Annotated in this window: 22 protein-coding genes; 7 read left to right on the top strand and 15 right to left on the bottom strand. The window is 65.2% G+C overall.

Annotation, left to right across the window (positions count from 1 at the left end; translation table 11 throughout):
* Positions 1 to 61: 61 nt before the first annotated feature.
* The 4 genes from GEU84_RS01625 to GEU84_RS01610 are packed head-to-tail and all read right to left on the bottom strand — an operon-like array spanning position 62 to position 3,428.
* Entirely contained in the window at positions 62 to 814 is a 753-nt protein-coding gene (locus GEU84_RS01625) for a phosphatase PAP2 family protein (protein WP_152823752.1), read from the bottom strand.
* Positions 811 to 2,271, bottom strand: a complete 1,461-nt coding sequence (locus tag GEU84_RS01620) for a glycosyltransferase family 39 protein (RefSeq protein ID WP_152823751.1) — start codon at positions 2,269 to 2,271, stop codon at positions 811 to 813. Before GEU84_RS01620 ends, GEU84_RS01625 begins: the two co-directional genes overlap by 4 nt.
* Positions 2,249 to 2,554 (bottom strand): lipid-A-disaccharide synthase N-terminal domain-containing protein, encoded by a 306-nt coding sequence (locus tag GEU84_RS01615; protein ID WP_152823750.1) that lies wholly within the window; start codon positions 2,552 to 2,554, stop codon positions 2,249 to 2,251. The genes GEU84_RS01620 and GEU84_RS01615 overlap by 23 nt, the downstream gene beginning before the upstream one ends.
* A complete protein-coding gene (locus GEU84_RS01610) occupies positions 2,547 to 3,428 on the bottom strand; it encodes a glycosyltransferase family 2 protein (protein ID WP_338144739.1) in 882 nt (293 codons plus the stop codon). Before GEU84_RS01610 ends, GEU84_RS01615 begins: the two co-directional genes overlap by 8 nt.
* Positions 3,429 to 3,656: 228 nt before the next feature.
* On the opposite strand from GEU84_RS01610, the gene GEU84_RS01605 reads away from it, so the two are divergent.
* The 4 genes from GEU84_RS01605 (at position 3,657) to typA (ending at position 8,928) form a co-directional block, all read left to right on the top strand.
* Positions 3,657 to 4,871, top strand: a complete 1,215-nt coding sequence (locus GEU84_RS01605; protein ID WP_152823749.1) for an NADP-dependent isocitrate dehydrogenase — start codon at positions 3,657 to 3,659, stop codon at positions 4,869 to 4,871.
* A 289-nt stretch (positions 4,872 to 5,160) separates the two neighbouring features.
* Positions 5,161 to 6,174: a hypothetical protein gene (locus GEU84_RS01600; protein WP_241427543.1), complete on the top strand. Its 1,014-nt coding sequence runs from the start codon at positions 5,161 to 5,163 to the stop codon at positions 6,172 to 6,174.
* A 127-nt stretch (positions 6,175 to 6,301) separates the two neighbouring features.
* Complete coding sequence (locus GEU84_RS01595; protein ID WP_338144738.1) at positions 6,302 to 7,000, top strand: YitT family protein; 699 nt, start codon at positions 6,302 to 6,304, stop codon at positions 6,998 to 7,000.
* Positions 7,001 to 7,110: 110 nt separating this feature from the next.
* Positions 7,111 to 8,928 (top strand): translational GTPase TypA, encoded by a 1,818-nt coding sequence (typA, locus tag GEU84_RS01590; RefSeq protein WP_152823748.1) that lies wholly within the window; start codon positions 7,111 to 7,113, stop codon positions 8,926 to 8,928.
* A 56-nt stretch (positions 8,929 to 8,984) separates the two neighbouring features.
* Here typA and GEU84_RS01585 read toward each other — a convergent pair whose 3' ends face one another.
* The 4 genes from GEU84_RS01585 to recA all read right to left on the bottom strand — a co-directional run bounded on the left by GEU84_RS01585 (position 8,985) and on the right by recA (position 14,042).
* Positions 8,985 to 9,779, bottom strand: a complete 795-nt coding sequence (locus tag GEU84_RS01585; protein ID WP_152823747.1) for a class II glutamine amidotransferase — start codon at positions 9,777 to 9,779, stop codon at positions 8,985 to 8,987.
* Positions 9,780 to 9,911: 132 nt separating this feature from the next.
* Complete coding sequence (locus GEU84_RS01580; protein ID WP_152823746.1) at positions 9,912 to 10,202, bottom strand: DUF1330 domain-containing protein; 291 nt, start codon at positions 10,200 to 10,202, stop codon at positions 9,912 to 9,914.
* A gap of 1 nt (position 10,203) precedes the next feature.
* Entirely contained in the window at positions 10,204 to 12,852 is a 2,649-nt protein-coding gene (gene alaS, locus GEU84_RS01575) for an alanine--tRNA ligase (protein WP_152823745.1), read from the bottom strand.
* Between the two features lie 116 nt (positions 12,853 to 12,968).
* Positions 12,969 to 14,042 (bottom strand): recombinase RecA, encoded by a 1,074-nt coding sequence (gene recA / locus GEU84_RS01570; protein ID WP_152823744.1) that lies wholly within the window; start codon positions 14,040 to 14,042, stop codon positions 12,969 to 12,971.
* A 192-nt stretch (positions 14,043 to 14,234) separates the two neighbouring features.
* Here recA and GEU84_RS01565 point away from each other — a divergent pair, with 192 nt between their 5' ends.
* Positions 14,235 to 14,825, top strand: a complete 591-nt coding sequence (locus GEU84_RS01565) for a hypothetical protein (protein ID WP_152823743.1) — start codon at positions 14,235 to 14,237, stop codon at positions 14,823 to 14,825.
* A 37-nt stretch (positions 14,826 to 14,862) separates the two neighbouring features.
* Here GEU84_RS01565 and GEU84_RS01560 read toward each other — a convergent pair whose 3' ends face one another.
* The 3 genes from GEU84_RS01560 to guaB all read right to left on the bottom strand — a co-directional run bounded on the left by GEU84_RS01560 (position 14,863) and on the right by guaB (position 19,893).
* On the bottom strand, positions 14,863 to 17,151 hold the full coding sequence (locus GEU84_RS01560; RefSeq protein ID WP_152823742.1) for a hybrid sensor histidine kinase/response regulator: 2,289 nt from the start codon (positions 17,149 to 17,151) through the stop codon (positions 14,863 to 14,865).
* Positions 17,152 to 17,241: 90 nt separating this feature from the next.
* Positions 17,242 to 18,399 (bottom strand): RsmB/NOP family class I SAM-dependent RNA methyltransferase, encoded by a 1,158-nt coding sequence (locus GEU84_RS01555; protein WP_152823741.1) that lies wholly within the window; start codon positions 18,397 to 18,399, stop codon positions 17,242 to 17,244.
* Between the two features lie 45 nt (positions 18,400 to 18,444).
* Complete coding sequence (gene guaB, locus GEU84_RS01550) at positions 18,445 to 19,893, bottom strand: IMP dehydrogenase (protein WP_152823740.1); 1,449 nt, start codon at positions 19,891 to 19,893, stop codon at positions 18,445 to 18,447.
* 149 nt (positions 19,894 to 20,042) lie between these two features.
* Here guaB and GEU84_RS01545 point away from each other — a divergent pair, with 149 nt between their 5' ends.
* Complete coding sequence (locus tag GEU84_RS01545; RefSeq protein ID WP_152823739.1) at positions 20,043 to 20,732, top strand: type 1 glutamine amidotransferase; 690 nt, start codon at positions 20,043 to 20,045, stop codon at positions 20,730 to 20,732.
* A gap of 6 nt (positions 20,733 to 20,738) precedes the next feature.
* Here GEU84_RS01545 and GEU84_RS01540 read toward each other — a convergent pair whose 3' ends face one another.
* Complete coding sequence (locus GEU84_RS01540; RefSeq protein ID WP_152823738.1) at positions 20,739 to 21,527, bottom strand: phytanoyl-CoA dioxygenase family protein; 789 nt, start codon at positions 21,525 to 21,527, stop codon at positions 20,739 to 20,741.
* Positions 21,528 to 21,619: 92 nt separating this feature from the next.
* Here GEU84_RS01540 and speB point away from each other — a divergent pair, with 92 nt between their 5' ends.
* The gene (speB, locus tag GEU84_RS01535; RefSeq protein WP_152823737.1) at positions 21,620 to 22,579 is read left to right on the top strand and encodes an agmatinase; all 960 of its coding nucleotides are present in this window, start codon (positions 21,620 to 21,622) and stop codon (positions 22,577 to 22,579) included.
* Positions 22,580 to 22,700: 121 nt separating this feature from the next.
* On the opposite strand, the gene GEU84_RS01530 is transcribed toward speB, so the two are convergent.
* From GEU84_RS01530 to GEU84_RS01520, 3 genes are all read right to left on the bottom strand, one after another.
* Complete coding sequence (locus GEU84_RS01530) at positions 22,701 to 22,838, bottom strand: hypothetical protein (protein ID WP_174539256.1); 138 nt, start codon at positions 22,836 to 22,838, stop codon at positions 22,701 to 22,703.
* Positions 22,839 to 23,000: 162 nt separating this feature from the next.
* Positions 23,001 to 24,086, bottom strand: coding sequence for an ABC transporter ATP-binding protein (locus GEU84_RS01525; protein WP_152823736.1), 1,086 nt, complete (start codon positions 24,084 to 24,086; stop codon positions 23,001 to 23,003).
* Between the two features lie 14 nt (positions 24,087 to 24,100).
* Positions 24,101 to 25,744 carry an alpha-amylase family glycosyl hydrolase gene (locus tag GEU84_RS01520; RefSeq protein WP_420899257.1) on the bottom strand — a complete coding sequence of 548 codons (1,644 nt, stop codon included), beginning with the start codon at positions 25,742 to 25,744 and terminating at the stop codon, positions 24,101 to 24,103.
* Positions 25,745 to 25,746 lie beyond the last annotated feature (2 nt).

Below are 25,746 nucleotides of genomic sequence, written 5' to 3'. Positions count from 1 at the left end.
GCGGGATAGCGGATCATCTTCGCCGGTTCAAGCCCTGCGCTGCGGCAATCGGCGGGAAAACCTATCGCGGCCGCTGCTGCATGGCGCGCAGGCCCGCGCGGAAAGCACCAAGGTCGGCGCGCAGGTTGACGAGCGTCAGGCTGTGCCGCGCCTCGGCCATACCCATGGCGCGATATAGAACCAGCACCACGAAACCCATGAAAAACCACGCAAACACCACGTCTGACAGGAAATGCCGCCCCGTCGCCACCCGCAGCCCGCCACCGATCACCGCCAGCACCAGCAACCCCAGCGCGAAACGGCGGCGCAGCGGCCGCGGCACCAGATGCCAGCCCAGCACGCCGATCACAAAGGCCAACATGGCAATGCCCGCGCCCTCGCCCGACACAAACGAACAGTTGCGCGCGCAGTTTCCGGCCATCTCGAACGGCGGGGTAAAGGGCAGCATGCCGCCAAATTCGGCCACGTCGGCGGGCCGGGCCCGGCCCCAGTGCGACTTGAACAGCGTATCGGCCACCAGCACCGGCCCGGTCACGAAGCAGGCCAGGGCAAACCCCCAGACCCGGGGCAGCACCCTTGCCTGCCGGTTCAGCATCAACGCGATGCACCAGCCCGCCAGCGCCACCAGCGGCGCCAGCAACGTCAGGTTCCACAACAGATAGCGCAGCGCGCCCAGCCCCGGATGCGCGGCCAAGGGAAAGCCCTCGGTCGGGCGGTGGAACAGCCGCGATACCGCCAGATCAACCTCGGGCCAGATGGCAAAGCCCAGATGCACCAGCGCAAATACGATGAACAGGCGCAGGCCAAGGCTCATTCCGCGCCCCCCCAGCAGTGGGCACGCAGGGGTTGCGCGAACAGGCCCTTTCCGGCCCAGCGGCCCTGGGCCGCCTCCAGCGCCACGGCGGGCCCCAGCGCGCAGCCCTCGGGCAGCGGCCCCGGCCCGGCATAAAGCACCGCACCGTCAAGGCCCGCCGGCAGCGGATAGCGCAGGGCGTAATGGTTCAGCGCGCGGCCCGGCGCGGGCACGGCGTAGATGTCCAGCCCGGCATCGCGCCCAGTGTAGAACAGATCGGCCAGAATGTCGCGGTTGTCGCTGACCACGCGGTTGGTGCCCGCCGCCTGAGCCGCCGCGATGATCCGGCCTGACATCTCGGCCTGCCCGGTATAGCGTGCCAGCACCAGCCGCCCGTCCCACCTCAGCCGGTCGGCTTGCGTCGTGGCCAGCGGCAGCGCCACACAGACCGCGCCGTTCAGCACGAAACTGGCCGCGCGCAGCCAGCCCGGGCCGCGCGCCATGGCGGCAAACACCGCCACCGCCCCCGCCAGATAGGCCGCCGCCGCCCAGTTCGCATAGGCGCGCGACAGCAGCGCCTGCCCGCAGACCAGCAGCAGGATGGGCAGGCTGAACCACAAAAGCATCCGCGTTGCCGGGCTTTGCCCGCGCCGCAGCGCCAGCCACAGCAGCAGCGCGAAAGGCACCGGGCCGAACACCGCAAACTGGCTGGCGGCAAATGACCCCAGTTCGCCAAACCGAAGCCCGGCCCGCGTGGCGGGGTCGCGCATCCAGTCGGCATTGTCGATCGTGTGGTTCAGCGTGGCAAAACCGTTCAGCGCGTTCCAGACCAGATTGGGCGACAGCGTGGCAAGCGCCGCCGCCAGCGCCACCAGCGCAAACCCCCATGGCCGCCGCGCGCCCGGCAGCAGCATTGCCGCCAGCACCGCACAGGGCAGATAGTAAAGTGCCGCATATTTCGACAGCGCCGCCAGACCCAGGGCCACCCCGCACAGCACCGCCAGCGGCCATGACGGCTCATCCCCTGCCCGCACCCAGGCCCACAGCGCCAGCGCCAGAAACGGAAACATGATGGTGTCGGTCGAGATCAGCAGGCTGCCCACCGCCACCATCGGCAGCGTCACATAGCCCGCCGCCACCCAGACCGCCGCGCGCCCGCCGTAAAGCAGCGCCGCCGTGGCCGCCAGCAGCAGCGCCGTGGCCCCGTGAAACAGCGGGGCGGGCAGCCGCACCCAGAACGGCGCATCCGACCCCGCCAGCGCCGTCACAGCGCCGATCACCCAGCCGATCATCGGCGGCTTGGAGTAATACCCCAGCGCGGGCACCTGCCCCCACAGCCAGTATTGCGCCTCGTCCACGAACAGGTCGGTGCGGTCGAAGGCCAAAGCCACCACGCGCAGCGCGGTGATCGCCAGCACCAGACCCAGCGCAGGGCCCAGCCAGCGCAGGCTGAGGTCAGACCCGGCGCTTTTCAGCATGGATCAGCCAGATGTTGCGCAGATAGACGAAAATCCCGACCGATTGGCCCAGGATCAGCACAGGCTCGCGCCGGTGGATGCCATAGATGAACAGGATGATGCCGCCGCTGATCGACAGATACCAGAAGGCCTCGGGCATCACCGACCGGCCCGCGCGTTCCGAAGCGCCCCATTGCACGATGAAGCGGCTCATGAACAGCGCCTGCCCACCCAGCCCTACGGCCAGCCACATCAGTTCAACCCAGCTGTGCACCTGAAGCCACGCGAAGATCTGTTCAGCCATGTGTCTGTTCCAGCCGCCATTCGGCGGGCTCGGGCACGGGCACGGGCGCGGCGTGCGGCAGGGCGGGCCATTCCGCCGCCACCGCCTTCTTGCGCCGCCGGATCAGCCAGGCCACGCCCACCAGATCATGCAGCCCCACCAGCGCGCGTTGCAGGTTGGTATATTTCGACCGGCCCGCCGCACGTTCGCGGTGCCCCACATCCACCAGCACCACGCCCCAGCCATCCCGGTTGAACAACGCGGGCAGATAGCGGTGCATGTGGTCGAAATAGGGCAGCGCGACATAGGCCGTGCGGCGAAACGCCTTCAGCCCGCAGCCGGTGTCGCGCGTGCCGTCCTTCAGCAGCCAGCCCCGCAAGCCATTGGCAAAGCGTGAGGCCAGCCGCTTGGCGAATGTATCCTTGCGGCCCACGCGCTGCCCGGCCACCAGCCCCACACGCCCTGCGGCATCGGCCAGCAAGGGGGCCACCAGACGCGGCAGATCGGCGGGCGGGTTCTGCCCGTCGCCATCCATGGTGCAGACCAGCGCCGCCCGCGCCGCCAGCACGCCGCTATGCACAGCCGCCGACTGGCCAGCCGATTGCGCATGCGCCAACAGACGCAAACCCGGATGCCGCGCCATCAATGCGCGCACCTGCGCCACCGTGCCGTCGCGTGATCCGTCATCCACCACGATGACCTCCAGCGGGGCAAGCGCGGCGCAGGTGGTGAAAATCTCGTCGATCAGCCAGCTTGCGGCCTCGGCCTCGTCGCGCATGGGCACCACGATGCTGACACGCGGTGGCACCGGCCCTGCCGTCAGCGCCTCGCCGGAAGTTTGCGCCTCGCCGGAAGTTTGCGCCTCGATCACCGTCACCCCCGCGAGATTAGCCACCAGTGTAGCATGCGATGCACGGATCGCGCTATTCTTTCGCCATCAACAGCGCGTCAGTAACATATCGATGACAATACCGTGAAGGTTTTGCATCTGCACTGCGACAGAGTAACACGCGAGCAAGGCTCGGCCAGCAACCGTTCGGTATACCACCGCATACCGCACTTCCCAAGCCCTGCCTTTTCCGTTATGACCCCCTGAACCCGAATCCCCAACAGCGAGGCCCCCATGTCGAAGATCAAGGTAGCCAACCCGGTCGTCGAACTCGACGGCGATGAAATGACCCGGATCATCTGGGATTTCATCAAGCAGAAACTGATCCTGCCCTACCTCGACATCGACCTGAAATACTACGATCTGGGCATCGAGGAGCGTGACCGCACCAACGACCAGATCACCATCGACAGCGCCCATGCCATCAAGCAATACGGCGTCGGCGTGAAATGCGCCACCATCACCCCGGATGAACAACGGGTCGAGGAATTCAACCTCAAACAGATGTGGAAATCGCCCAACGGCACGATCCGCAACATTCTGGGCGGCGTGATCTTCCGCGAGCCGATCATCTGCAAGAACGTGCCGCGCCTGGTGCCGGGCTGGACCCAGCCCATCGTGGTGGGCCGCCACGCCTTTGGCGACCAATACCGCGCCACCGATTTCCGCTTTCCCGGCCCGGGCAAGCTGACGATGAAGTTCGTGGGCGACGACGGCACCACCATTGAGCGTGACGTATATTCGGCCCCCTCCTCGGGCGTCTACATGGGCATGTATAACCTTGACGACAGCATCATCGACTTTGCCCGTTCGTCGATGAACTATGGCCTGCTGAAAGGCTGGCCGGTGTATCTGTCGACCAAGAACACCATCCTGAAAGCCTATGACGGGCGCTTCAAGGATCTGTTCGCCAAGGTCTATGCCGAAGAATTCGAAGACAAGTTCAAGGCAGCGGGCATCCATTACGAACACCGCCTGATCGACGACATGGTTGCAAGCGCGATGAAATGGTCGGGCGGCTATGTCTGGGCCTGCAAGAACTATGACGGCGACGTGCAATCCGACACCGTGGCGCAGGGCTTTGGCAGCCTTGGGCTGATGACCTCGGTGCTGATGACGCCCGATGGCCAGGTGGTCGAGGCCGAAGCCGCACATGGCACCGTGACGCGCCACTACCGCCAGCATCAGCAGGGCAAGCAGACCTCGACCAACTCGGTCGCGTCGATCTTTGCCTGGACCGGCGGCCTGAAACACCGCGCGAAACTGGACGGCAACGAACAGCTGATGCGCTTTGCCACCACGCTGGAAAAGGTAACGGTGGATGCGGTGGAAGACGGTCACATGACCAAGGATCTGGCGCTGCTGGTCGGGCCTGACCAGAAATGGCTGACCACCATCGGCTATCTGGAAAAGGTGGATGAATATCTGAACAAGGCTTTGGTGGGCTGAACCACCGGGGCTTCCGCAAGGGAAACGGGCTGGCATCCGCCAGCCCTTTTTCTTTGTTGCCAATGACTTGGCCGCGCGGTTGACGGGCGTCATGCCCCCCGCCACCGGGTTATTTTTCTTCGGGCGGGAACCCGCCACCCGCCCCGGCTGTTTATGACCCATGACAACAGACCCCCGAGAGGGTCAATTCGAAAGGACAGTTCATGAACAGCATCATCTATCTCGTCGGCCTCGTCGTGGTCGTTCTGGCGGTTCTGTCGCTTCTCGGCATCCGCTGAGGACCGCACGCATGGAACGCACAGAACAGATGACCGCCGCCGCAGCCCCCGCACAGGTGCTGGACGGTTCCTACGTTGACTGGCCTGCAATCTTTGCCGGTGCCGTCGTTTCGGTGGCCGTGGCCACGCTTTTCACCACATTCGGCGCGGCGCTGGGGCTTTCCAGCCTGCCTGACCCGGGCGAAGGCTTCAGCTTCATGCTGATCGTCAGCGCGCTGTGGGTCGTGGTCACGCTGGTCGCAAGCTACATGACCGGTGGCTATATCGCCGGACGCATGCGCCGCCGGGTCGACAAGGCCAGCGCCGACGAGGTGACGGTGCGTGACGGGATCAACGGCCTTGTGGTCTGGGGTCTGGGCACCATCGCGGGGCTTGTGCTGCTGAGTGCGGCCGTTTCGGCCACCGTCTCCGCCGTCGGCACCGCCGCTTCGGTCGCCGGGCAAACCGTGGGCACCGTGGCCACCGCTGCCGGTTCGGTCGTGGGTGGTGCGGCGCAGGGGGCCCTCGCCGCCGTGGGCGCTGCCGTGCCCGAAGACGCGGTGGAAGACCCGGTCGGCTATATCAGCGACACGCTGATGCGCCCCGATCAGGTGCCCGCAGGCACCGCCAACACCGAGGAAATGGCCCGTCAGACCGCCGCCATCCTTGGCAACGTGCTGCGCACAGGCGAGATTTCGGACAGCGAACGCGCCTATCTGGTCAGCGCCGTGGCCGCCCAGACCGGCCTGTCGCCCGCCGAGGTGAACACCCGCGTCGATCAGGCTATCGAGGGCGCGCAAACCGCCCGCGCCGAGGCTGCGCAACTGGTGACGGATGCACAGGCCGAGGCGGAACGTCTGGCCGCCGAAGCCGAGCAACTGGCGCAGGACGCCGCCGAGACCGCCCGCGTTTCGGCCATCCTGACGGCCTTCCTGCTGACCGCCGCCTCGCTGGTCGCCGCTGCCGCCGCCTATATCGGTGCGGTGCGTGGCGGGCGTCACCGCGACGAGGGCCGCATCTTTGGCGGTCTGGCCTACCGCGGCTGAGTTTTGCGCTTAACGAGTGACAAGGCCCCGGTTCACCCCGGGGCCTTTGCTTTTTGGGAAAGCGCGGCCTGAAAGCTGGCCGCCCACGCCCCTTTACCGATGCGCAATCAGGCAGCAGCGCCCCGCATTGACCAAGGCGAAGGCAAGGCAAAAGCGCCGCAGCGCCACGGCGGCCTTGCCCCTCGCCTGCCGCCGCGCGTCACGCTATCAGCGGCGCATGACCACAGCCAACACCCCCCGCTATACTTTGCTGGAGGACGCCCAAGGCGTCGCCGTCAGCACGATCATGTCGGCGCTTGGCATTCACCTTTTGCGCACGGCGGGGCTGGTGACGGGCGGCACGGCGGGCCTTGCGCTGCTGCTGGCCTATGCGACAGACCTCAGCTTTGGCCTGCTGTTCTTTCTGGTGAACATGCCGTTCTACGCATTCGCCTATGCCAAGCGCGGCCTGCCTTTCACAGTGAAAAGTTTCCTGACCGTGCTGGCCGTCAGCCTGATTGCCGATGCGCTGCCCGGGGTGATGGATCTGCGCGCCATCCACCCCGCCGTGGCCGCCGTGCTGTTCGGCGTGGTGGCGGGCGTGGGCCTTCTGGGCCTGTTCCGCCATGCCGCCAGCCTTGGCGGCGTGTCCATCGTGGCGCTGATCGTGCAGGACCGCTGGGGCATCCGCGCCGGATGGGTGCTGCTGGCCTATGACACCACGCTGTTCATCATCTCTTTCGCCGTCTTGCCCGCCGACAGGGTGCTGTGGTCGATGCTGGGCGCGGTGGTGCTGAACTCTGTCATCATGCTGAATCATCGGCGTGACTGGTATGTGGCAGCCTGAACGCGGCGGCATTCTGCGGCAGCGCAGCATCGGGGCCGAATAGGCTCTGGCCAAACTGCGCGGCGTCATGTATCGCCGCCTCAACCTCTGACAAGTGAAAGTGACCCCCGATGGAGCTTCGCAACATCGCCATTATTGCGCACGTTGACCATGGCAAGACCACCCTGGTTGACGAGCTGCTGAAACAATCCGGCGCCTTCCGCGACAATCAGGCCGTGGCCGAGCGCGCGATGGACAGCAACGACATCGAGCGTGAGCGTGGCATCACCATTCTGGCCAAATGCACCAGCCTTGAATGGGCGGGCAAGCGGATCAACATCGTCGACACCCCCGGCCACGCCGATTTCGGCGGCGAGGTGGAGCGGATCCTCAGCATGGTTGACGGTGTGGTGCTGTTGGTGGACGCCGCCGAAGGCCCGATGCCGCAGACCAAATTCGTGACCTCCAAGGCGCTGGCGCTTGGCCTGCGCCCCATCGTGGTGCTGAACAAGGTTGACAAGCCCGACGCCGAACCTGACCGCGCCCTGAACGAGGTGTTCGACCTGTTCGCCAACCTGGGTGCCGATGACGACCAGCTTGATTTCCCGGTGCTTTATGCTTCGGGCCGCTCTGGCTGGGCTGACGCGCAACTGGACGGCCCGCGCAAGGATCTGTCGGCGCTGTATGATCTGGTGCTGAAACATGTGCCGCAGCCCAAACAGCTGTCGCGCCGCGACGAGCCCTTCCTGATGCTGGCCACCACCCTGTCGGCCGACCCGTTCATCGGGCGCATCCTGACCGGCCGTGTGGAAGCGGGCACGCTGAAAGCGGGCGAGACCATCAAGGCGCTGAGCCGCGACGGCGAAAAGATCGAACAGTTCCGCGTGTCGAAAGTGCTGGCCTTCCGTGGCCTGTCGCAAACCCCCATCGACGTGGCCGAGGCGGGCGATATCGTGACGCTGGCGGGCATGTCCAAGGCCACTGTGGCCGACACGCTTTGCGCGCTGGAAATCGAAACCGCCCTGCCCGCCCAGCCGATTGATCCGCCCACCATTTCCGTGACCTTCGGCATCAACGATTCGCCTCTGGCCGGCAAGGACGGCAACAAGGTGCAGTCCCGCGTGATCCGCGAGCGCCTGATGAAAGAGGCCGAGATCAACGTGGCCATCAAGGTCACGGACACCCCCGGCGGCGACGCCTTCGAGGTGGCCGGGCGTGGCGAATTGCAGATGGGCGTGCTGATCGAAAACATGCGCCGCGAAGGGTTCGAACTGTCGATCTCGCGCCCCCGCGTGCTGTTCCGCGAGGTTGACGGGCAGAAACTGGAGCCGATCGAAGAAGTCACCATCGACGTGGATGACGAATACACCGGCCCGGTGATCGAAAAGCTGACCGGCCCGCGCAAGGGCGATCTGGTGGAAATGAAACCGGCGGGTGCGGGCAAGACGCGCATCATCGCGCATGTGCCCTCGCGCGGTCTGATCGGCTATCACGGCCAGTTCATGACCGACACGCGCGGCACCGGCGTGCTGAACCGCGTGTTCCACGACTGGGCGCCGCACAAGGGCCCGATCGAAGGCCGCCGTCAGGGTGTGCTGATCTCGATGGAATCAGGCACCTCGGTGGCCTATGCCATGTGGAAGCTGGAAGACCGCGGCCATTTCTTCATCGGCGTGCAGGAACCCGTCTATACCGGCATGATCATCGGTGAACACAACCGCGACAATGATCTGGAAGTGAACCCGCTGAAGGGCAAGCAACTGACCAACGTGCGCGCATCGGGCACGGACGAGGCTGTGCGCCTGACCACCCCGGTGAAACTGTCGCTGGAACAGGCCATCGCCTACATCGATGATGACGAACTGGTGGAAGTCACGCCGAAATCGGTGCGTATGCGCAAACGTTATCTTGACCCGCACGAGCGCAAGCGCCAGTCGCGCGCCAGCTAAGCCACTGTCAAACCAATGAAAAAGGCCGCACCGTCACCGGTGCGGCCTCAGTTGCTTCAGGCAGCGGCGCTCAGCGCGCCGGGGCTGAAGGATTGCACTCGCACTGCATCACCATCAAAAACGCAAAAACTGCCCGAGGGCACAGGCTCCCACCCGCATTCATCGCTTTCCAGCGGTTCCGACACCACGGCCCGCCCGCCCCGCGTGTCCGACCAGCGGTGATACAGCGTCGGCGCATGGTCGTCACTGGCATAACGCACGGCATAAAGCCTTTGCCCGTCGGAAAACGCCGCAGTCAGCCGCAAATGCGGGGCCGCGCCCTTTTCGCGCGCCAGCGCCTCGAACCGCATCACCGCGCGTTCCAGCGCACCTTTCGGATCGGCATCCAGCCCCTCGGCCAAAGCCACAAGGAACAAGGCCTCGCTGTCGGTGGCCCCCCGCCGCTGCGGGTAAAGCCCGTCGGGGATCATCATATCGGCATCGCGGCGGAAATAGTCATAGCCGCCCACCTGCCCGTTGTGCATGAAGCTCCACCGCCCCACCACGAAGGGATGGCAATTGTTGCGGCTGGTCGCCGTGCCGGTCGAGGCGCGCACATGCGCCAGAAACAGCCCGGATTTCACCTGCGCCACAAGGCTGCGCAGATTGGGGTCAGACCAGGCGGGCAGCACGTCACGGTAAAGCCCGGGTTCTGGTCGCTCGCCATACCAGGCGATGCCGAACCCGTCAGCGTTGATCGCCGTGCGGCATTCGGTGGCGCAATGGCTTTGATGGATCAGCGAATGGCCCGGGCGGCTGACGATCTCTTCCAGAAAGATCGGCGCACCGGTGTAGGCAGCCCAGCGGCACATATCAGCACCACCGCCCGATGAACGGCAGAACGCCCCTCAATGTCATACCTGCCCCGTTTCGTTTCTTGTTGCCGCCCAAAAATACAGCGGCACGAGTCACGGGGCAACTGACGTTATGTTACAAAATCGTTTCTATTCCGCCTCTTCCACCACCACCAGATCGCGCACCGATGCGCCCTTGGCATGGGCCAGCGCCGCCTGATAGTCCGCCGAATGGTAACATTCCACCGCCGCCTCCAGCGAGGGAAAGCGCGCCACCACATTGCGGGCGCGGTCGTTGCCCTCCAGCTGCACATGGCGGCCGCCGCGCGCCAGAAACACGCCGCCATGCGCGGCAATCGCCGGGCCCGCGCCCTTGGCATAGATGCCGTAAGCCTCGGCGTCCGTCACCATCACATGGGCAATCCACAAAGCTGTTGGCATCTTATCCCCCGATCACGGCTTCCGCCGCCTCAACCGCCGCTTCGGCATTGGCCGCCGAAGCAGCCCCCGCCTGCGCCATATCCGCCCGGCCGCCGCCACCCTTGCCGCCCAAAGCCTCGGCAGCCGCCTTCACCAGCACCACGGCCGAAAACCTGTCGGTCAGATCGGCCGTCACACCCGCGGCCAGCGCCGCCTTGCCGCCCGTGTCGGAAATCAGCAGCACCGCGCCCGAGCCGATGCGCGCCTTCATCTCGTCGATCAGCCCCGGCAGATCCTTGCCCTGCACGCCACTGACGATCTGCGCCAAGAACTTCACCCCGCCGATGTCTTTCGCCTCGGGTCCGGCACTGCCGCCCATCGCCGCTTCACGCCGCAGTTGCGCCACCTCATTGGCCAGCGCCCGGCGTTCGTCCACCAGCGCACGGGCACGGTCTGCAACCTCGCCCGGCACGGTTTTCAGCACCGCCACCACCTCGGCCAGCCGCTTCATCTGCTCGGCCAGATAGGCCAGCGCGCCCTCACCGGTCAGCGCCTCGATCCGCCGCACACCCGCCGATGATGCGGAATCGCCAAGCAGCACGAAAAGGCCGATCTCACCCAGCCGCCCCACATGGGTGCCGCCGCACAGCTCCAGCGAATAGGTGCGCCCATCGGCCCCCTTGCCGGAACCATCAAGGCTGCCCATCGACACAACCCGCACCTCATCGCCATATTTCTCGCCGAACAGCGCCTGCGCGCCAAGTCCGCGCGCGTCGTCGGGCGTCATGATCCGCGTGTCAACCACCCCGTTCTGGCGGATATAGGCGTTCACCTCGGCCTCTACCTGCGCCAGTTCCTCAGGCGTCAACCCCTTGGAATGGCTGAAGTCAAACCGCAGACGGTCGGGCGCATTCAGGCTGCCGCGCTGTGCCACATGATCGCCAAGCGCGCGGCGCAGCGCCTCGTGCAGCAGATGGGTCGCCGAATGGTTCGCGCGGATCGCCTGCCTGCGCGCGTGATCCACAACCAGGCTGGCCCCCTGGCCCTGCGCAATCGTGCCCTCGGTCACTTCGGCCAGATGGATGAACAGGCTCTGACCCTTTTTCGTGTCGGTGATGCGCGCCAGCCCGGTGTCGGTGCGCAGAATGCCGGTGTCGCCCACCTGCCCGCCCGATTCCGCATAGAACGGCGTCTGGTTCAGCACGATCTGAACCTGCTGGCCCGCCTCGGCCCGGGCCACGGCGGCGCCACCCTGCACCAGCGCCAGCACCTGCCCCTCGGCCTTTTCGGTGTCATAGCCCAGAAACTCCGTCGCGCCCGCCTCGGCCAGATCGAACCACACCGCCGCATCGGCGCTTTCGCCAGACCCTGCCCAACTGGCCCGCGCCTTGGCCTTCTGTTCCGCCATCGCCGCGTCAAACCCGGCAGTGTCCACCGCGCGGCCCTGTTCGCGCAGCGCATCCTGCGTCAGATCCAGCGGGAAACCATAGGTGTCATAGAGTTTGAACGCCGCCGCGCCCGGCAGCGCGCCACCTTCGGGCAGGCGCGCCACCTCATCCTCCAGCAGTTTCAACCCGCGGTCCAGCGTGGTGCGGAACCGGGTCTCCTCCAGCCGCAGCGTTTCCTCGATCAGCGCCTGCGCGCGGGTCAGTTCCGGGTAGGCCGCCCCCATCTGCCGCACCAGCGCGGGCACCAGCCGGTGCATCACCGGATCGGTCGCCCCCAACTGATGCGCGTGCCGCATCGCGCGCCGCATGATCCGCCGCAGCACATAGCCGCGCCCCTCGTTCGACGGCATCACGCCGTCGGCGATCAGGAAGGACGTGCTGCGCAGATGGTCGGCGATGACGCGATGATGCGTCTTGCCCGGCCCGTCGGGGTCGGAACTGGTGGCATGGGCCGAGGCCTCGATCAGGCTGCGCATCAGGTCGGTGTCGTAATTGTCGTGCTTGCCCTGCAACAGCGCGCCGATCCGCTCCAGCCCCATGCCGGTGTCGATCGACTGTTTCGGCAGCGGGATCATCGAACCATCGGCAAACTGTTCGTTCTGCATGAACACGAGGTTCCAGATCTCGATGAACCGGTCGCCGTCCTGCTCTGCCGATCCCGGCGGGCCGCCCCAGATCTTGTCGCCGTGGTCAAAGAAGATCTCGGTGCAGGGGCCGCAAGGCCCGGTCGGCCCCATGCGCCAGAAATTGTCGTCATTGGCGATGCGGATGATCCGGTCATCCGTCAGCCCCGCCACCTTCTTCCAGATATCCGCCGCTTCCTCGTCGGTGTGGTAGACCGTGACCAGCAGCTTGTCCTTCGGGATGCCGAAATCCTTCGTCAGCAATTCCCAGGCAAAGGGGATCGCATCCGATTTGAAATAATCGCCAAAGCTGAAATTCCCCAGCATTTCAAAGAACGTATGGTGCCGCGCGGTATAGCCCACATTGTCAAGGTCATTGTGCTTGCCACCGGCGCGCACGCACTTCTGCGCTGAGGTGGCGCGCACATAATCGCGCTTCTCCACCCCGGTGAAGCAGTTCTTGAACTGCACCATCCCGGAATTGGCAAACATCAGCGTCGGGTCATTGCGCGGCACCAGCGGGCTGCTTTCCACCACCTGATGACCGTTGCGGGCGAAGAAATCGAGGAAAGTCGAGCGGATATCGTTCAGCGACGGCATGGTGGGCGGCCCCCTGTCAGGCGGATGGCGATGGTTCGGCGTTCCGTTTAGCGGGGCGCGTCGGGCCTGTCCACCATGCGCGCCCGTGCTTTGACGAAAAGCACGGGCACCCTTTGTTACATATCCACCAGATCCTCATCCTTGCCGCCATCGGTGGCCGAGAAATCCAGCCCGTGCGAGGCCCGGATCTTGTCCTCGATATCGGCGGCGACAGTCGGATTGGCCTTCAGGAACAGCTTGGCATTCTCGCGCCCCTGGCCGATCCGCTCATCGCCATAGGAATACCAGGAACCGGATTTTTCCACCACGCCGGCCTTCACCCCCAGATCGACCAGCTCACCGGTCTTGGAGATCCCGCCGCCATACATGATGTCGAATTCCACCTGTTTGAAGGGCGGTGCCACCTTGTTCTTCACCACCTTCACCTTGGTGGCATTGCCGATCACCTCGTCACGGTCCTTGATGGAGCCGGTGCGGCGGATGTCGAGCCGGACGGACGCGTAGAATTTCAGCGCATTGCCGCCCGTCGTCGTCTCGGGGCTGCCGAACATCACGCCGATCTTCATGCGGATCTGGTTGATGAAGATCACCATGCAATTGCTGCGGCCGATGCTGGCGGTCAGCTTGCGCATGGCCTGGCTCATCAGGCGGGCTTGCGCGCCCATCTGCATGTCGCCCATGTCGCCCTCGATTTCCGACTTCGGCGTCAGCGCCGCCACCGAATCGACCACGATCAGGCTGACCGCGCCGGAGCGGACCAGCGTATCGACAATCTCCAGCGCCTGTTCGCCGGTGTCGGGCTGGCTGATCAGCAGCTCATCCAGGTTCACGCCCAGCTTTTTGGCATATTGCGGGTCAAGCGCGTGTTCGGCATCGACAAAGGCGCAGACGCCACCCTTTTTCTGCTCTTCCGCCACCACATGCAGCGTCAGCGTGGTCTTGCCCGAGCTTTCCGGGCCGTAAATCTCGATGATCCGGCCACGGGGCAGCCCGCCGATCCCCAGCGCGATGTCCAGCCCCAGCGAGCCGGTGGAAATCGCCTCGATCTCCATCACCGGGTTGTTGGAGCCCAGCCGCATGATCGAGCCCTTGCCGAACTGCCGCTCAATCTGCGCCAGCGCGCTTTCCAGCGCCTTAGACTTGTCCATTTCGCGCTTTCCGTTCAAATCGAGGAGGTTCGCAGTAGCCATAGGCCTCATTCCTTATTTCACAGCCGCGCGCGGGCAGCAATCCTTGCGGTGTTCATTTTACGTTCCCGTTCATATGCGATCAAAACGGGAACATTTCAACAGTTTTTTCGCAGAACCAGCTTTTTCGCAAAACAGTTAAGGGATAGTTTACCCGACGGGCCCAAAGAGGCCGGATGGAAAAAAGGGGCAGGCATGCTGGTGTTTTGGGATCAGAAACTGGCGTTTCTCGCGACGCCAAAGACGGGTTCGACGGCGATCGAGGCCGCGCTCGAATCACTGGCTGCCCTCTCGGTGCAACGGCCGCCCCTGCTGAAACACACGACAGTGCAGCGCTATCACCGCTTTCTCGGCCCCTATTTCAAGGCCGCCTCGGGGCATGACTTCACCGTTGTGGCGCTGATGCGCGAGCCGCGTGACTGGCTGGGCAGCTGGTATCGCTACCGCCAGCGCGAAGATCTGGCCGAGGCCACGAAAAGCACGGCGGGCATCAGCTTTGACGATTTCGTGCGCGCCTATGCCAGCGATCCGCAGCCCGATTTTGCCGCCGTCGGCTCGCAGGCGCGGTTCTTGCAGCCCAAGAACGGGCGCGGGGTTGACCATCTTTTCCGCTATGACCGGATTGGCGACTTCATTGATTTTCTGGAAGAAAAACTGGGATGTGAAATCATTCTGCCACGGTTGAACGTCTCGCCTGCCGCGACGATGGATCTGTCGCCTGCAACGGAATCACTGTTGCGCCAGGTCGCCGCAGACGACTTTGCCCTTTACGAAAGCCTGGCCTGAGGGGCCTCCCGGGGGCATTGCGCTCGGGCCGCCATGGTCAGTGCAGCTGGCCCTGCACCGTCGCCGTCAGGTCGTTCAGCGAGAACGGCTTCGGCAGGAAGACGGAATTCGGAATGCGCGCCTGGCTTTCTGTCAGACAGTCCTCGGCGTAGCCGGAGACAAAGATCACCCGCACATGCGGGCGTGCGGTCAGGGCCTGACGCACCCAACTTGGCCCGTCCATTCCCGGCATGACCACATCCGTGACGAAAACATCCACTTCAAGCGCCGGATCCTCCAGCGTTTTCAACGCCTCTTCGGCATTCTCGGCCTCCAGAACCGTATAGCCGCGCAGCCGCAGGGCGCGGCTGGCAAAGGCGCGCACCGGGGCTTCGTCCTCCACCAGCAGCACAACCCCGTCGCCCTGTTTCAACTGCATTTTTGGCCGGGGTGGTGGCGGATCGGCCGCATCCTCCGGCCCGTCATGTATCGGGAAATAAAGATGAAAGATGCTGCCCTCGCCCGGGGCGCTGTCAACGAAAATGAAGCCGCCGGACTGCTTCACGATCCCATAGGCGGTGGAAAGCCCAAGGCCGGTGCCCTCGCCCGTGCGCTTGGTTGTAAAGAACGGCTCGAAGATTTTCTGCAACCGTTCCGGCGGTATGCCGGTCCCCGTGTCGATCACCCGGATCACCGCATAATCGCCGGGCGGCACCATCGCACGGTCACGCCGCAGCTCTTCGCGCAGGGTCAGCGCCTCGGTTTCGATGCAGATCACACCTCCTTCGGGCATGGCATCGCGCGCGTTCACCACAAGGTTCATCAGCACCTGTTCCAGCTGCCGCTTGTCAGCGCGAATCGGGCCGAGATCGGGCGCATGCGCCAGTTTCAGGCTGACCCTTTCGCCCACCAGCCGGTTCAACAGATGCGTCAGATCTGACAGAACCTCCTGCAGATCAAGACGTTCCGGCTTGAGGTTCTGCTTGCGCGAGAATGCCAGCAATTGGCCCACCAGACTGGCCGCGCGGTTGGCGTTCTGGTGGATCTGCACCAGATCGGCATATTCGGGGTCGCCCCGGTCATGGCGCAGCAAAAGCAGGTCACAATGGCCGGAAATCGCGGTCAGCAAATTGTTGAAATCATGTGCGATTCCACCGGCAAGCTGCCCGATCGCCTGCATTTTCTGGCTTTGCGCGAATTGCGCCTCCAGCGTTTTCAGCGCGGTGGCGTCGTTCAGCACGGCCAGAACGGCGGGCCGGCCCTGCTCGACGATCCGCCGCAGGGTGATCTGCAGGAACACATCCTCGTCCGGACGGCGCAGGCGCAGCACCTCGGCCCCGCCGGGCAGGCGTTCGGCGGCCACATCGGCCAGCCAGTCGGCCACCGCGCGGCCCAGCCCCTCGAACAGGTCGGAAAAGCCGATCTCGGCCTCCGGCTCCAGCGCCAGCAGGTCACGCGCCGCGCGGTTGGCGGCGCGCAGGCTGCCATCGCCGCCGAATTTCATAAGCGATACAGGCACATGCTCAAAATCCGCCAGCACCGCCTCGCGCCCCGCGCGATCTGGCACCGGCATCAGGTAAATCTCGCGCCGCTCGCCCGCGCCTTCCACCTCGGCCAGAATGGCGCGCACGGGGCCATCGACCGACGCCACCTCCACCTCTTCTCCCGAGCGCAGGGTGGCCACGGTGAAAATCCGGTCCAGCCGCTTGGGCCGCCCGCCCAGCAGGCGGCGCATCGCCTCATTGGAAAACAGGATCACGCCGGATTTGTTGGCCACCAGCATCGGCAGGCTCAGCGTTTCCGCCCCGCGCCCCGAGGCCGCGCGATCCACAAATTCCTCCAGCCGCCACAGATAGCGCAATTGCCCCAGCCGGTGAACGGAAAGCCTTGTGTGTCCGCGCCTTGTCAGCACATCTTCGCGTGCCGCGCCCAGGTTGGCGGCACGGCTCTGCAGCCGGTAGAGCACCGAGGCCGGGTTGGCGAAATGGTCATGCAGCGCCGCCACCAGCGTGGTCCTGTCGCGCCGCCCGAAGCGTTCTTCCGCCGCACGGTTCTGAAAACCGATCAGGCCCTCGGCATCGGTGGTGAAGCAAGGCGTGGCATCCAGCCCGATCAGCCGGATAAGACGCTGCTCCAGCCGTCGGTCCTGCCAATGCCGCCACCATGCCTGCCCGCGCGCCAGCAGCACCACCGCCACCACGGTCAACCCCGCCATCGCCGCCATCAGCCGCCGCCCGCTGTCGGGCAGAGCAATGGCCGCCAGCAGACAGCCCGCCGCAATGGCCAGCATCAGCCACAGCCGCGCCGCGCCCTGCCTGTCTGCCGGAACCCCCGCCTTGCCCACCATCCCCGCCCATCATGGAATCGCCTGCTGACAATAGCGGGCACAAATGATTAAGCGCGACTTAATCGCTGACGGGATCTGCGCGATCTGCCGCTATTTTCGCGCCAGAACCGCCAGATAAAACCCGTCTCCACCCTCCAGCGGGGTGAAACGACGCTCGGCGGTCACATGCCAGCCTGAGTGGCGCTGCCGGAACGCGGCAATCTGCGCCTGATTTTCCGGTTCCAACAACGAACAGGTGGCATAGGCCAGATGACCGCCCGCTGCCACCAGCGGGGCGATTGTATCAAGAATCCGGGCTTGTAGCGCGCAAAGCTCAGCCAGCCTTGCCGGGGTCAGCGCCCATTTCGCCTCGGGAGCGCGCCGCCAGCTGCCCGAACCTGTGCAGGGCACATCGGCCAGCACCAGATCATAGGGCGCATGGCGGGGCACGTCGGCCCCTGCCAGCACCGTCACCGCCACCCCGGCCCGCGCAGCGCGGGCGGGCAGATCGGCCATGCGCTGCGGGGCTGCGTCATGGGCGTAAAGCCGCAGTTCGGCGCGTGCCGCCATGGCCAGCGTCTTGCCGCCGCCGCCTGCGCAATAATCCAGCACGCTTTGGCCCGCATGCAGCGGCAGCGCCGCGACCACGGCCTGCGAGGCTGCATCCTGAAGCTCTGCCAGCCCCTCCAGATAGCTGGGCGAAATCTGGATTTTGCGAGCGTTGCCAGTTACTTCCAGCGCAGTCTCGGCCAGGGGATGCGGGCGGGTGCCAATACCTTCGGCGGCCAGCCGCGCGATGGCCGCGTCGCGCGACAGCCGCGCCGTGTTCACCCGCAGGAACACCGGGGCGCGGTGGCGCAGCGTTTCCATCACCGGGGCGAAATCGCCACCCAGCGAGGCTTGCAGCGCGGGTGCCAGCCAGTCGGGGCAATCCAGCGCGGCAAGTTCCGACGGGGTCTGCGGCTGCTCGCCTGCCGTCACCGGGCCGGGCGCATGGCCCTCGCCGGTGAACAGCGTGTCAGGGTTCACCCCCGCCGCACGCAGCCCGCCCAGGATCAACCCGCGCCCGGTTTCTGCCCCGCCAAGCGCGGCATGCGACCGGCGGTTGCGGATGGCGTCGAACACCAGATCACGCACGGCATGCCTGTCACCCGACCCGGCAAAGCGGCTGGCGCGGCCCCAGTTGGTCAGCGCCTGTTCGGCGGGTGTGCCGGCCAGCACCCGGTCAAGGATGCCGATGGCGGCGGAAAGGCGCGCGGCAGGCGTCATGCACAGTTCACGCAAGACATGAGGATAACCGCACAACCCATTGTTTTACATCAACCGGTAGTTCGGGCTTTCGCGGGTGATCTGCACATCATGCACATGGCTTTCCTTCAGCCCCGCGCCGGTGATGCGCACGAAGGTGCAATTCTTCTGCATCTCGGGGATGGTGCGGTTGCCGGTATAGCCCATGGCGGCGCGCAGGCCCCCCACCAGCTGATGCACCACCGCCGCCGCCGATCCCTTGTAGGGCACCTGCCCCTCGATCCCCTCGGGCACCAGCTTGTCGGATGCCGCATCCTTCTGGAAATATCGGTCCGCCGAGCCGCGCGCCATGGCGCCCAAAGACCCCATGCCCCGGTAGGATTTGAAGCTGCGGCCCTGATACAGGATCACCTCGCCCGGGCTCTCATCCGTGCCTGCGATTGCAGACCCCACCATGGCGCAAGACGCCCCCGCCGCGATCGCCTTGGCGAAATCGCCGGAATACTTGATGCCGCCATCGGCGATCACCGGAATGTCGCCCGCCGCCTGTGCGGCGTCCATGATCGCGGTCAGTTGCGGCACACCCACTCCCGCCACGATGCGCGTGGTGCAGATCGACCCCGGGCCGATGCCCACCTTCACCGCATCCGCCCCTGCGGCAATCAGCGCCCGCGTGGCCGAGGCGGTGGCCACATTGCCCGCCACCACCTGCACCGTGTTCGACAGCGCCTTAATACGCTCCACCGCCCGCGCCACGCCTTCGGAATGGCCATGCGCGGTGTCGATCACCACCATATCCACCCCCGCCTCGATCAGCGCGCGCGACCGTTCAAACCCGGCATCGCCCACGGTCGAGGCTGCGGCCACCCGCAACCGGCCCAGTTCATCCTTGCAGGCATGCGGGTTCAGCACGGCCTTTTCGGTATCCTTCAGCGTCAGAAGCCCGGTCAGCACGCCCTTGCCATCCGTCACCAGCAGCTTTTCGATCCGCCGCGCCTTCATCAGCGAAATCGCGGTTTCCCGGTCAGCCGGTTCCTGCAGGATCGCCAGATTGTCGGCGGTCATCATCACCCGCACCGGCGTGCGGTCATCGCTGGCAAAACGCATGTCGCGGTTCGTCACGATGCCCAGCACCCGCCCCGAGGCATCGACCACCGGAAAGCCGGTCACATTATAGCGGTCCTGCAAGGCCTTGGCATCGGCCAGCGTCTGATCGGGGGTCAGGGTGATCGGCGAATAGACGATGCCGGATTCGAACCGTTTCACCCGGCGCACCTCGCGCGCCTGTTCCTCGACCCCCAGATTGCGGTGGATCACACCCATCCCCCCCGCCTGCGCCATGGCAATGGCCATGCGCGCCTCGGTCACGGTATCCATCGCCGAGGACAGAAGCGGGATGTTCAGCCGGATCGCCTTTGTCACCACGGTGGAGGTGTCGGCATCGGCGGGCAGCACATTGCTGGCAGCCGGGACAAGCAGCACATCATCAAAGGTAAACGCCTCTCGAATCTCCATGGGGTGTCTCCTTGGGAGGGTTCGTTTGACGGTTCCCTGTTTCACCCTTCGCCGGTGAAGGCAAGGGCTGTTCCCCAAGTTTTACCCGGCATATTGCGCTGCGCGGCGCGGCGTGGTTCTGCTGGCGCAGGGGCTGGCAGAGGTGGGACATGCGCGTTGCATTGGTGGAAAACATGGCGCAGACCGCGCAGGGCCTTGTGGGCCAGGCGCTGCGCGAGGCGGGGGCCGAGGTGGTGCTGCACCGCCCCTGGGCGGGCGAGGCCCTGCCCGCCGATGCCGATGCGCTGGTGGTCTTTGGCGGCGAGCAGAACGCGCGGGATGATGCGCGCCACCCCTACCTTCCGGGGCTGGCGGCCCTGATGCGGCAGATGACCGAGGCAGGCCGCCCGGTGCTGGGCATCTGCCTTGGTGCGCAACTGTTGGCGCGGGCCTTTGGCGCGGAAAACCAGATCGGCACGGCGCGCGAATTCGGCTGGACGGATGTTCCCCTGACCGATGCCGGGCGTGCCGACCCGGTTCTGGCGGCGGCGGGGCCCGTTGTCACGGCGTTTCAATGGCATTCCGACCATTTCACCCTGCCGCCCGGCGCCGTGCGGCTGGCGGGCACGGCGCTGGCGGCCAATCAGGCCTTCCGCATCGGTGCGAAAACCTACGGCACGCAGTTCCATTTCGAGGCTGACCGCGCCGTGGTGGCCCACTGGACCCGCGATTTTCCTCAGGCAACAGAAGCGATGCAACCGGGCTGGACCAGCGCGCATCCGCTGCTGGCAGACCGCCACGGGCCGCGCGCCGATGCTGCTGGCCTGGCCATCGCCCGCGCCTGGGTGGCGCTGATCTGACCGCCGCTAGCGCAGCAGTGGAAACCAGTCCTCGCGCAGCCGCTGCCCCGCCACCATGCCATGCCCCGGATAGGGCGGCGAGGTGCGGCCCGGGCGCTCGACATAGCGCGCGTCATCGCCCAGCAGCCGCAGCGAGAACGCACGCCGCCGGATGGCCGCCTCATTGCCCCGCGCGCCATGCAGGGTGCGGTAGTGGAAGGCCACGGCGTCGCCCGGCTCCATCGCCCATTCCAGCACCGGCATGCCTTCGGCATCGGGGTCTGGCACCGGCATATACAGGTCAGGGTCGGGGTAAAACGACGTGTCCGACAGCCAGCGTTTCGGCAACACTTCCTTCGGCCAGCGGTGCGACCCCGCCACACAGCGCAGGCTGGCCTCGCGCACCGGATCGACCGGCGACCAGAAGCTGACGTTCTGCACCCCGTCCACAAAGTAATATGGCCCGTCCTGATGCCAGGGTGTCGGCTTGGCCGTGCCAGGCTCCTTCACCAGCACATGATCGTGGAACATCTGCACCCGGTCAGACCCCATCAGCCGCGCCGCCACCTCGGCCACGCCACTTTCGCGGATCACCTGGCCAAATTCGGGAATCCGCTCCCAGTTGCAGTAATCGTCGAAAAACCGCCCGCCCTCGCCCGGTTTCAGGTTTTCCGCCGCATGTGGCCCGGGTTCGGCCATGTTGTGCGCGATGCCTGCGCGGATCACCTCCACCCAATCGGCCCACAGCCCCTTGATCAGCACCGCCCCGTCGCGCTGATAGGCGGCCACCATGTCATCCGTCACCTGAACCGGCATCGCATCCTCCGTTTTGCCGCAGCCTGCCCTGCATGCCTGCCCTTGCCAAGCCCCCGCGCCCGCATCAGGCTGCGGAAAAACGGGGGCATGACATGAGCGGACATTCCTATGACACCGGGCGGCTGAACCTGCCCTTCGTCGGCATTTCAACCTTTGGCAAGCGGCCTTATGTCGCCGACTGGTCCGCGATACGGGCCGATGTGGCGGTGATGGGCGCGCCCTTCGATTTCGGCACCCAGTTCCGCGCCGGGGCGCGTTTTGGCCCAAGGGCGGTGCGCGATGCGTCAACCCTTTTCAGCTTCGGCCATGCCGGGGCTTACGATCATGAGGATGACGCAATCTATCTGGGCCCCGAGGTCACGATGGTGGATATCGGCGATGCCGACATCGTGCATACCGATACCGAGTCCAGCCATGCCAATATCGAAACCGGCGTGCGCGCGATGCTGAATGCGGGCGCCCTGCCCGTGGTCATCGGTGGCGACCATTCGGTGAACATCCCCTGCATCCGCGCCTTTGCCGGACGCGGGCCGATCCATATCCTGCAAATCGACGCGCATCTGGATTTCGTCGATGTGCGCCACGGCGTGCGCCACGGCCACGGCAACCCGATGCGCCGCGCGGCGGAACAGGATCATGTGACCGGCCTGACGCAACTGGGCATCCGCAACGTCAGCTCCACCACGAAAGAGGGTTACGACGCCGCCCGCGCCATGGGGGCCGATATCCTGTCGGTGCGGCAGGTGCGGGCGCTGGGGGTGGCCGGGGTTCTGGCACGCATCCCGGCAGGCGCGCGGCTTTACATCACCATCGACATCGACGGCTTCTGCCCCTCGATCGCTCCGGGCACCGGCACGCCGTCGCACGGCGGTTTTCTGTATTACGAGGTGCTGGAGATCTTGCAGGCCGCGGCAAAGGCGCATGCGGTGGTGGGCATTGATCTGGTCGAGGTTGCCCCCGATTACGACCATTCCGGCAGCACGGCCATTCTGGCGGCCCAGGTGCTGCTGAACCTGCTGGGCTTCATCTTTCACGCAAAGAAAATCGCCTGACGACTTGTTTTCACAAGAAAAATCTATTTTCTGCCTTCAAGTATCCCACGGGGGTCCGGGGGTGTGAAACCCCCGGCGCGCGCCAAGGCCGCAAGGCCCGAAACATGGCGCAGCCGCCCTTTCAGTCCTTCCCCTTGGCCTTGTCCAATGACCCGGTGATCCGTGTGGTGGAACTGGCCACCGCCACGACCGCCGGTTTCGACTTGTCCTTCTTCGGCTTCTTCACTTCCTTGTTCGACCGCATCTGCCCTTTGGCCATGGTCTTTTTCCCTTCCGGTTCAACCGTTTGCGGCCAGCGAGCCGCAACGGCAGGGGCGCACCGGAGCGCGGGGGCAGTTGTTGCCCGCCGCACGCCATCCTGTGCAAAGCTAGACGCCTGTGGTTGCGGGCTGTCAAGGCCGCGTCCCGCGCGCCGCCTCTCTCAACGGTAAAGCAGCGACTTGCCCTGATGGAACAGGTGGATCTTCTTCGGGTCTGCCGCCAGCCGCACTTCGCGGTGCCGCAGGTCGCCATGGATGCCGGGCAGTTTCGCCACCACCTGCGCCTGATCCCCGACCCGCGCGAAATAAAGCAACGTCACCTCCCCCAGCGCCTCGGTGATCTCCACCTTGCCGGTGAAAACCGCGTCGCCGGTGGTTTCCAGCATATCCTCGGGCCGCACGCCCAGGTTCACCTTCATGCCCAGATCCGACACCTGCGTTGGGATCGCAGCCCGCGCCATGCCGCCATTGGCCAGTTTCACCACCGTCTCGGCGCCGGTTTCCACGATTTCGCCGGGCATCAGGTTCATCGCCGGGCTGCCGATGAACTGCGCCACGAATTCGTTCTGCGGGCGTTCATAAAGCTCCATCGGGGTGCCGACCTGGCTGATGCCGCCACCGGCCAGCACCACGATGCGGCTGGCCAGCGTCATCGCCTCTACCTGGTCATGGGTCACATAGATCATCGTGCTGTCGGGCATCTTTTCCTTCAGCTGGGCAATCTCCAGCCGGGTCGCCACCCGCAGCGCCGCATCAAGGTTCGACAGCGGTTCGTCGAACAGATAGACCTTGGGGTCGCGCACGATGGCCCGCCCGATGGCCACCCGCTGCCGCTGGCCACCCGACAGCGCTTTCGGCAGACGGTCCAGATACGGCGTCAGTTGCAGGATTTTCGCCGCCTTCTCGACCCCGGCCGAAATTTCGGCCGCCGATTTCTTGGCGATTTTCAGCGCGAATTCCATGTTCTGCCGCACCGTCATGTGCGGGTAAAGCGCATAGCTTTGGAACACCATGGCAATGCCGCGCTGTGCGGGCGGCACGTCGTTGACCACGCGCTTGTCAATTTCCAGCGTGCCGCCGGTGATCCGCTCCAGCCCCGCGATCATCCGCAGCAGCGTCGATTTTCCGCAGCCCGAGGGGCCGACAAACACGATCAGCTCACCCTGTTTGATGTCGAGGTTGATGTTTTTCAACACCTTGACCTCGCCATAGGCCTTTTCCACATTCGTCAGTTTCAGATCGGCCATGGGTCTCCCCTCCCTCAGATCTTTTTCGCCAGGCAGACCTGCCACGGCCCCAGCGTTATCGTCCCCGCACCGACGGGCTGGCTGCCCAGATCGGTGCCCAAAGCTGCCCAACTCCCCCCGGGCAGAACCACCTCGGCCTCGGCATCGCCAAGGTTGAAGGCACAGAAAATCGTCTCGTCACCCACGCGCAGGAACTGCGCCAGATCGCCCGTCGCAGCGATGCCCTCCATCGAGCCGTAACGCAGCGTGGCATGCGCCCGGCGGAACGCCAGCGCGGCGCGGTAATGCGCCAGCATCGAGGAAGCATCGCCGTCCTGCGCCGCCACCGACAGACCCAGATGCGCCGCCGTCACCGGCAGCCAGGGTTTTGCCGTGGAAAATCCGCCACTTGCATTGTCGGTCTGCCAGACCATCGGCGTGCGGCAGCCATCGCGGCCCTTGAACTCTGGCCAGAATTCGATGCCATAGGGGTCTTGCAGATCTTCAAACGCGATGTCCGCCTCGGGCAGGCCCAATTCCTCGCCCTGATACAGGCACAGCGAGCCGCGCAGGCACACGAGCATTGTCGTATAAGCCCTTGCTGCGGCGTCAGAAAGACCCCAGCGCGTGATGTGGCGCACCGTGTCGTGGTTGGAATAGGCCCAGCAGGGCCAGGCATCGGGGGCCGCTTTGGCCATGCGCGCGAATGTATCCGCCAGCAGCGCCGCCGTCAGCCGCTTGGGTTGCAGCATCTCGAACGGATAGCACATCTGCACCTTGTCACCGCCCGAGGTGTATTCGGCCATGATTTCCAGCCCACGCTGGGCATCGCCCACCTCGCCCACCGCGGCCGCGCCGTAGGGGTTGCAGATCGCACGGAATTTCTTCAGGAATTCAAGGTTTTCCGGCTGGTTCTTGTCAAAGATGTGCAGCTGGTGGTTATAGGGATTCACCCCCGGCGCGATAGAGTCGTTGCGCAATTCCTTCGGCAGCGGAGGATTGTCGCGCAAGTATTTGTCAGCAATGTAGAAATTGATCGTATCCAGCCGGAACCCGTCCACCCCGCGCTCCAGCCAGAAGCGCACGGCATCCAGCAGCGCCTCCTGCACGGCGTCGCAATGGAAGTTCAGGTCGGGCTGCGATGTCAGGAAGTTGTGCAGGTAATATTGCTCACGCCGCCCGTCCCATTGCCAGGCCGATCCGCCAAAGATCGACAGCCAGTTGTTCGGCGGCGTGCCGTCGCCCTTTGGGTCGGCCCAAACGAACCAATCGGCCTTGGGGTTGGTGCGGTTGGCCCGGCTTTCCTTGAACCACGGATGCTGGTCGGATGTATGGGACAGCACCAGGTCGATCATCACCCGCAGGCCCAGCCCATGCGCCCGCGCCACCACCGCGTCAAAATCGGCCAGCGTGCCGAACATCGGATCGACATCGCAGTAATCCGACACGTCATAGCCGAAATCCTTCATCGGCGAGGTGAAGAACGGGCTGATCCAGATCGCATCGGCCCCCAGCCCCGCGATATGCGGCAGCCGTTCGACAATGCCGGCAAGGTCGCCCACACCGTCACCGTTGCTGTCCTGATAGCTGCGGGGGTAGATCTGATAGATCACCGCACCGCGCCACCAGTCAGGGTCTTTCGCCAGTGTGGTGGCGGTTTGGGTCTGCATCACGTTCATTC

Origin of the sequence: Fertoeibacter niger, from assembly GCF_009380135.2 — a bacterium.
GTDB classification, from domain to species: domain Bacteria; phylum Pseudomonadota; class Alphaproteobacteria; order Rhodobacterales; family Rhodobacteraceae; genus Fertoeibacter; species Fertoeibacter niger.
The sequence above is the reverse complement of the archived record's forward strand: the minus strand, read 5'-3'. Positions and strand labels throughout refer to the sequence as shown.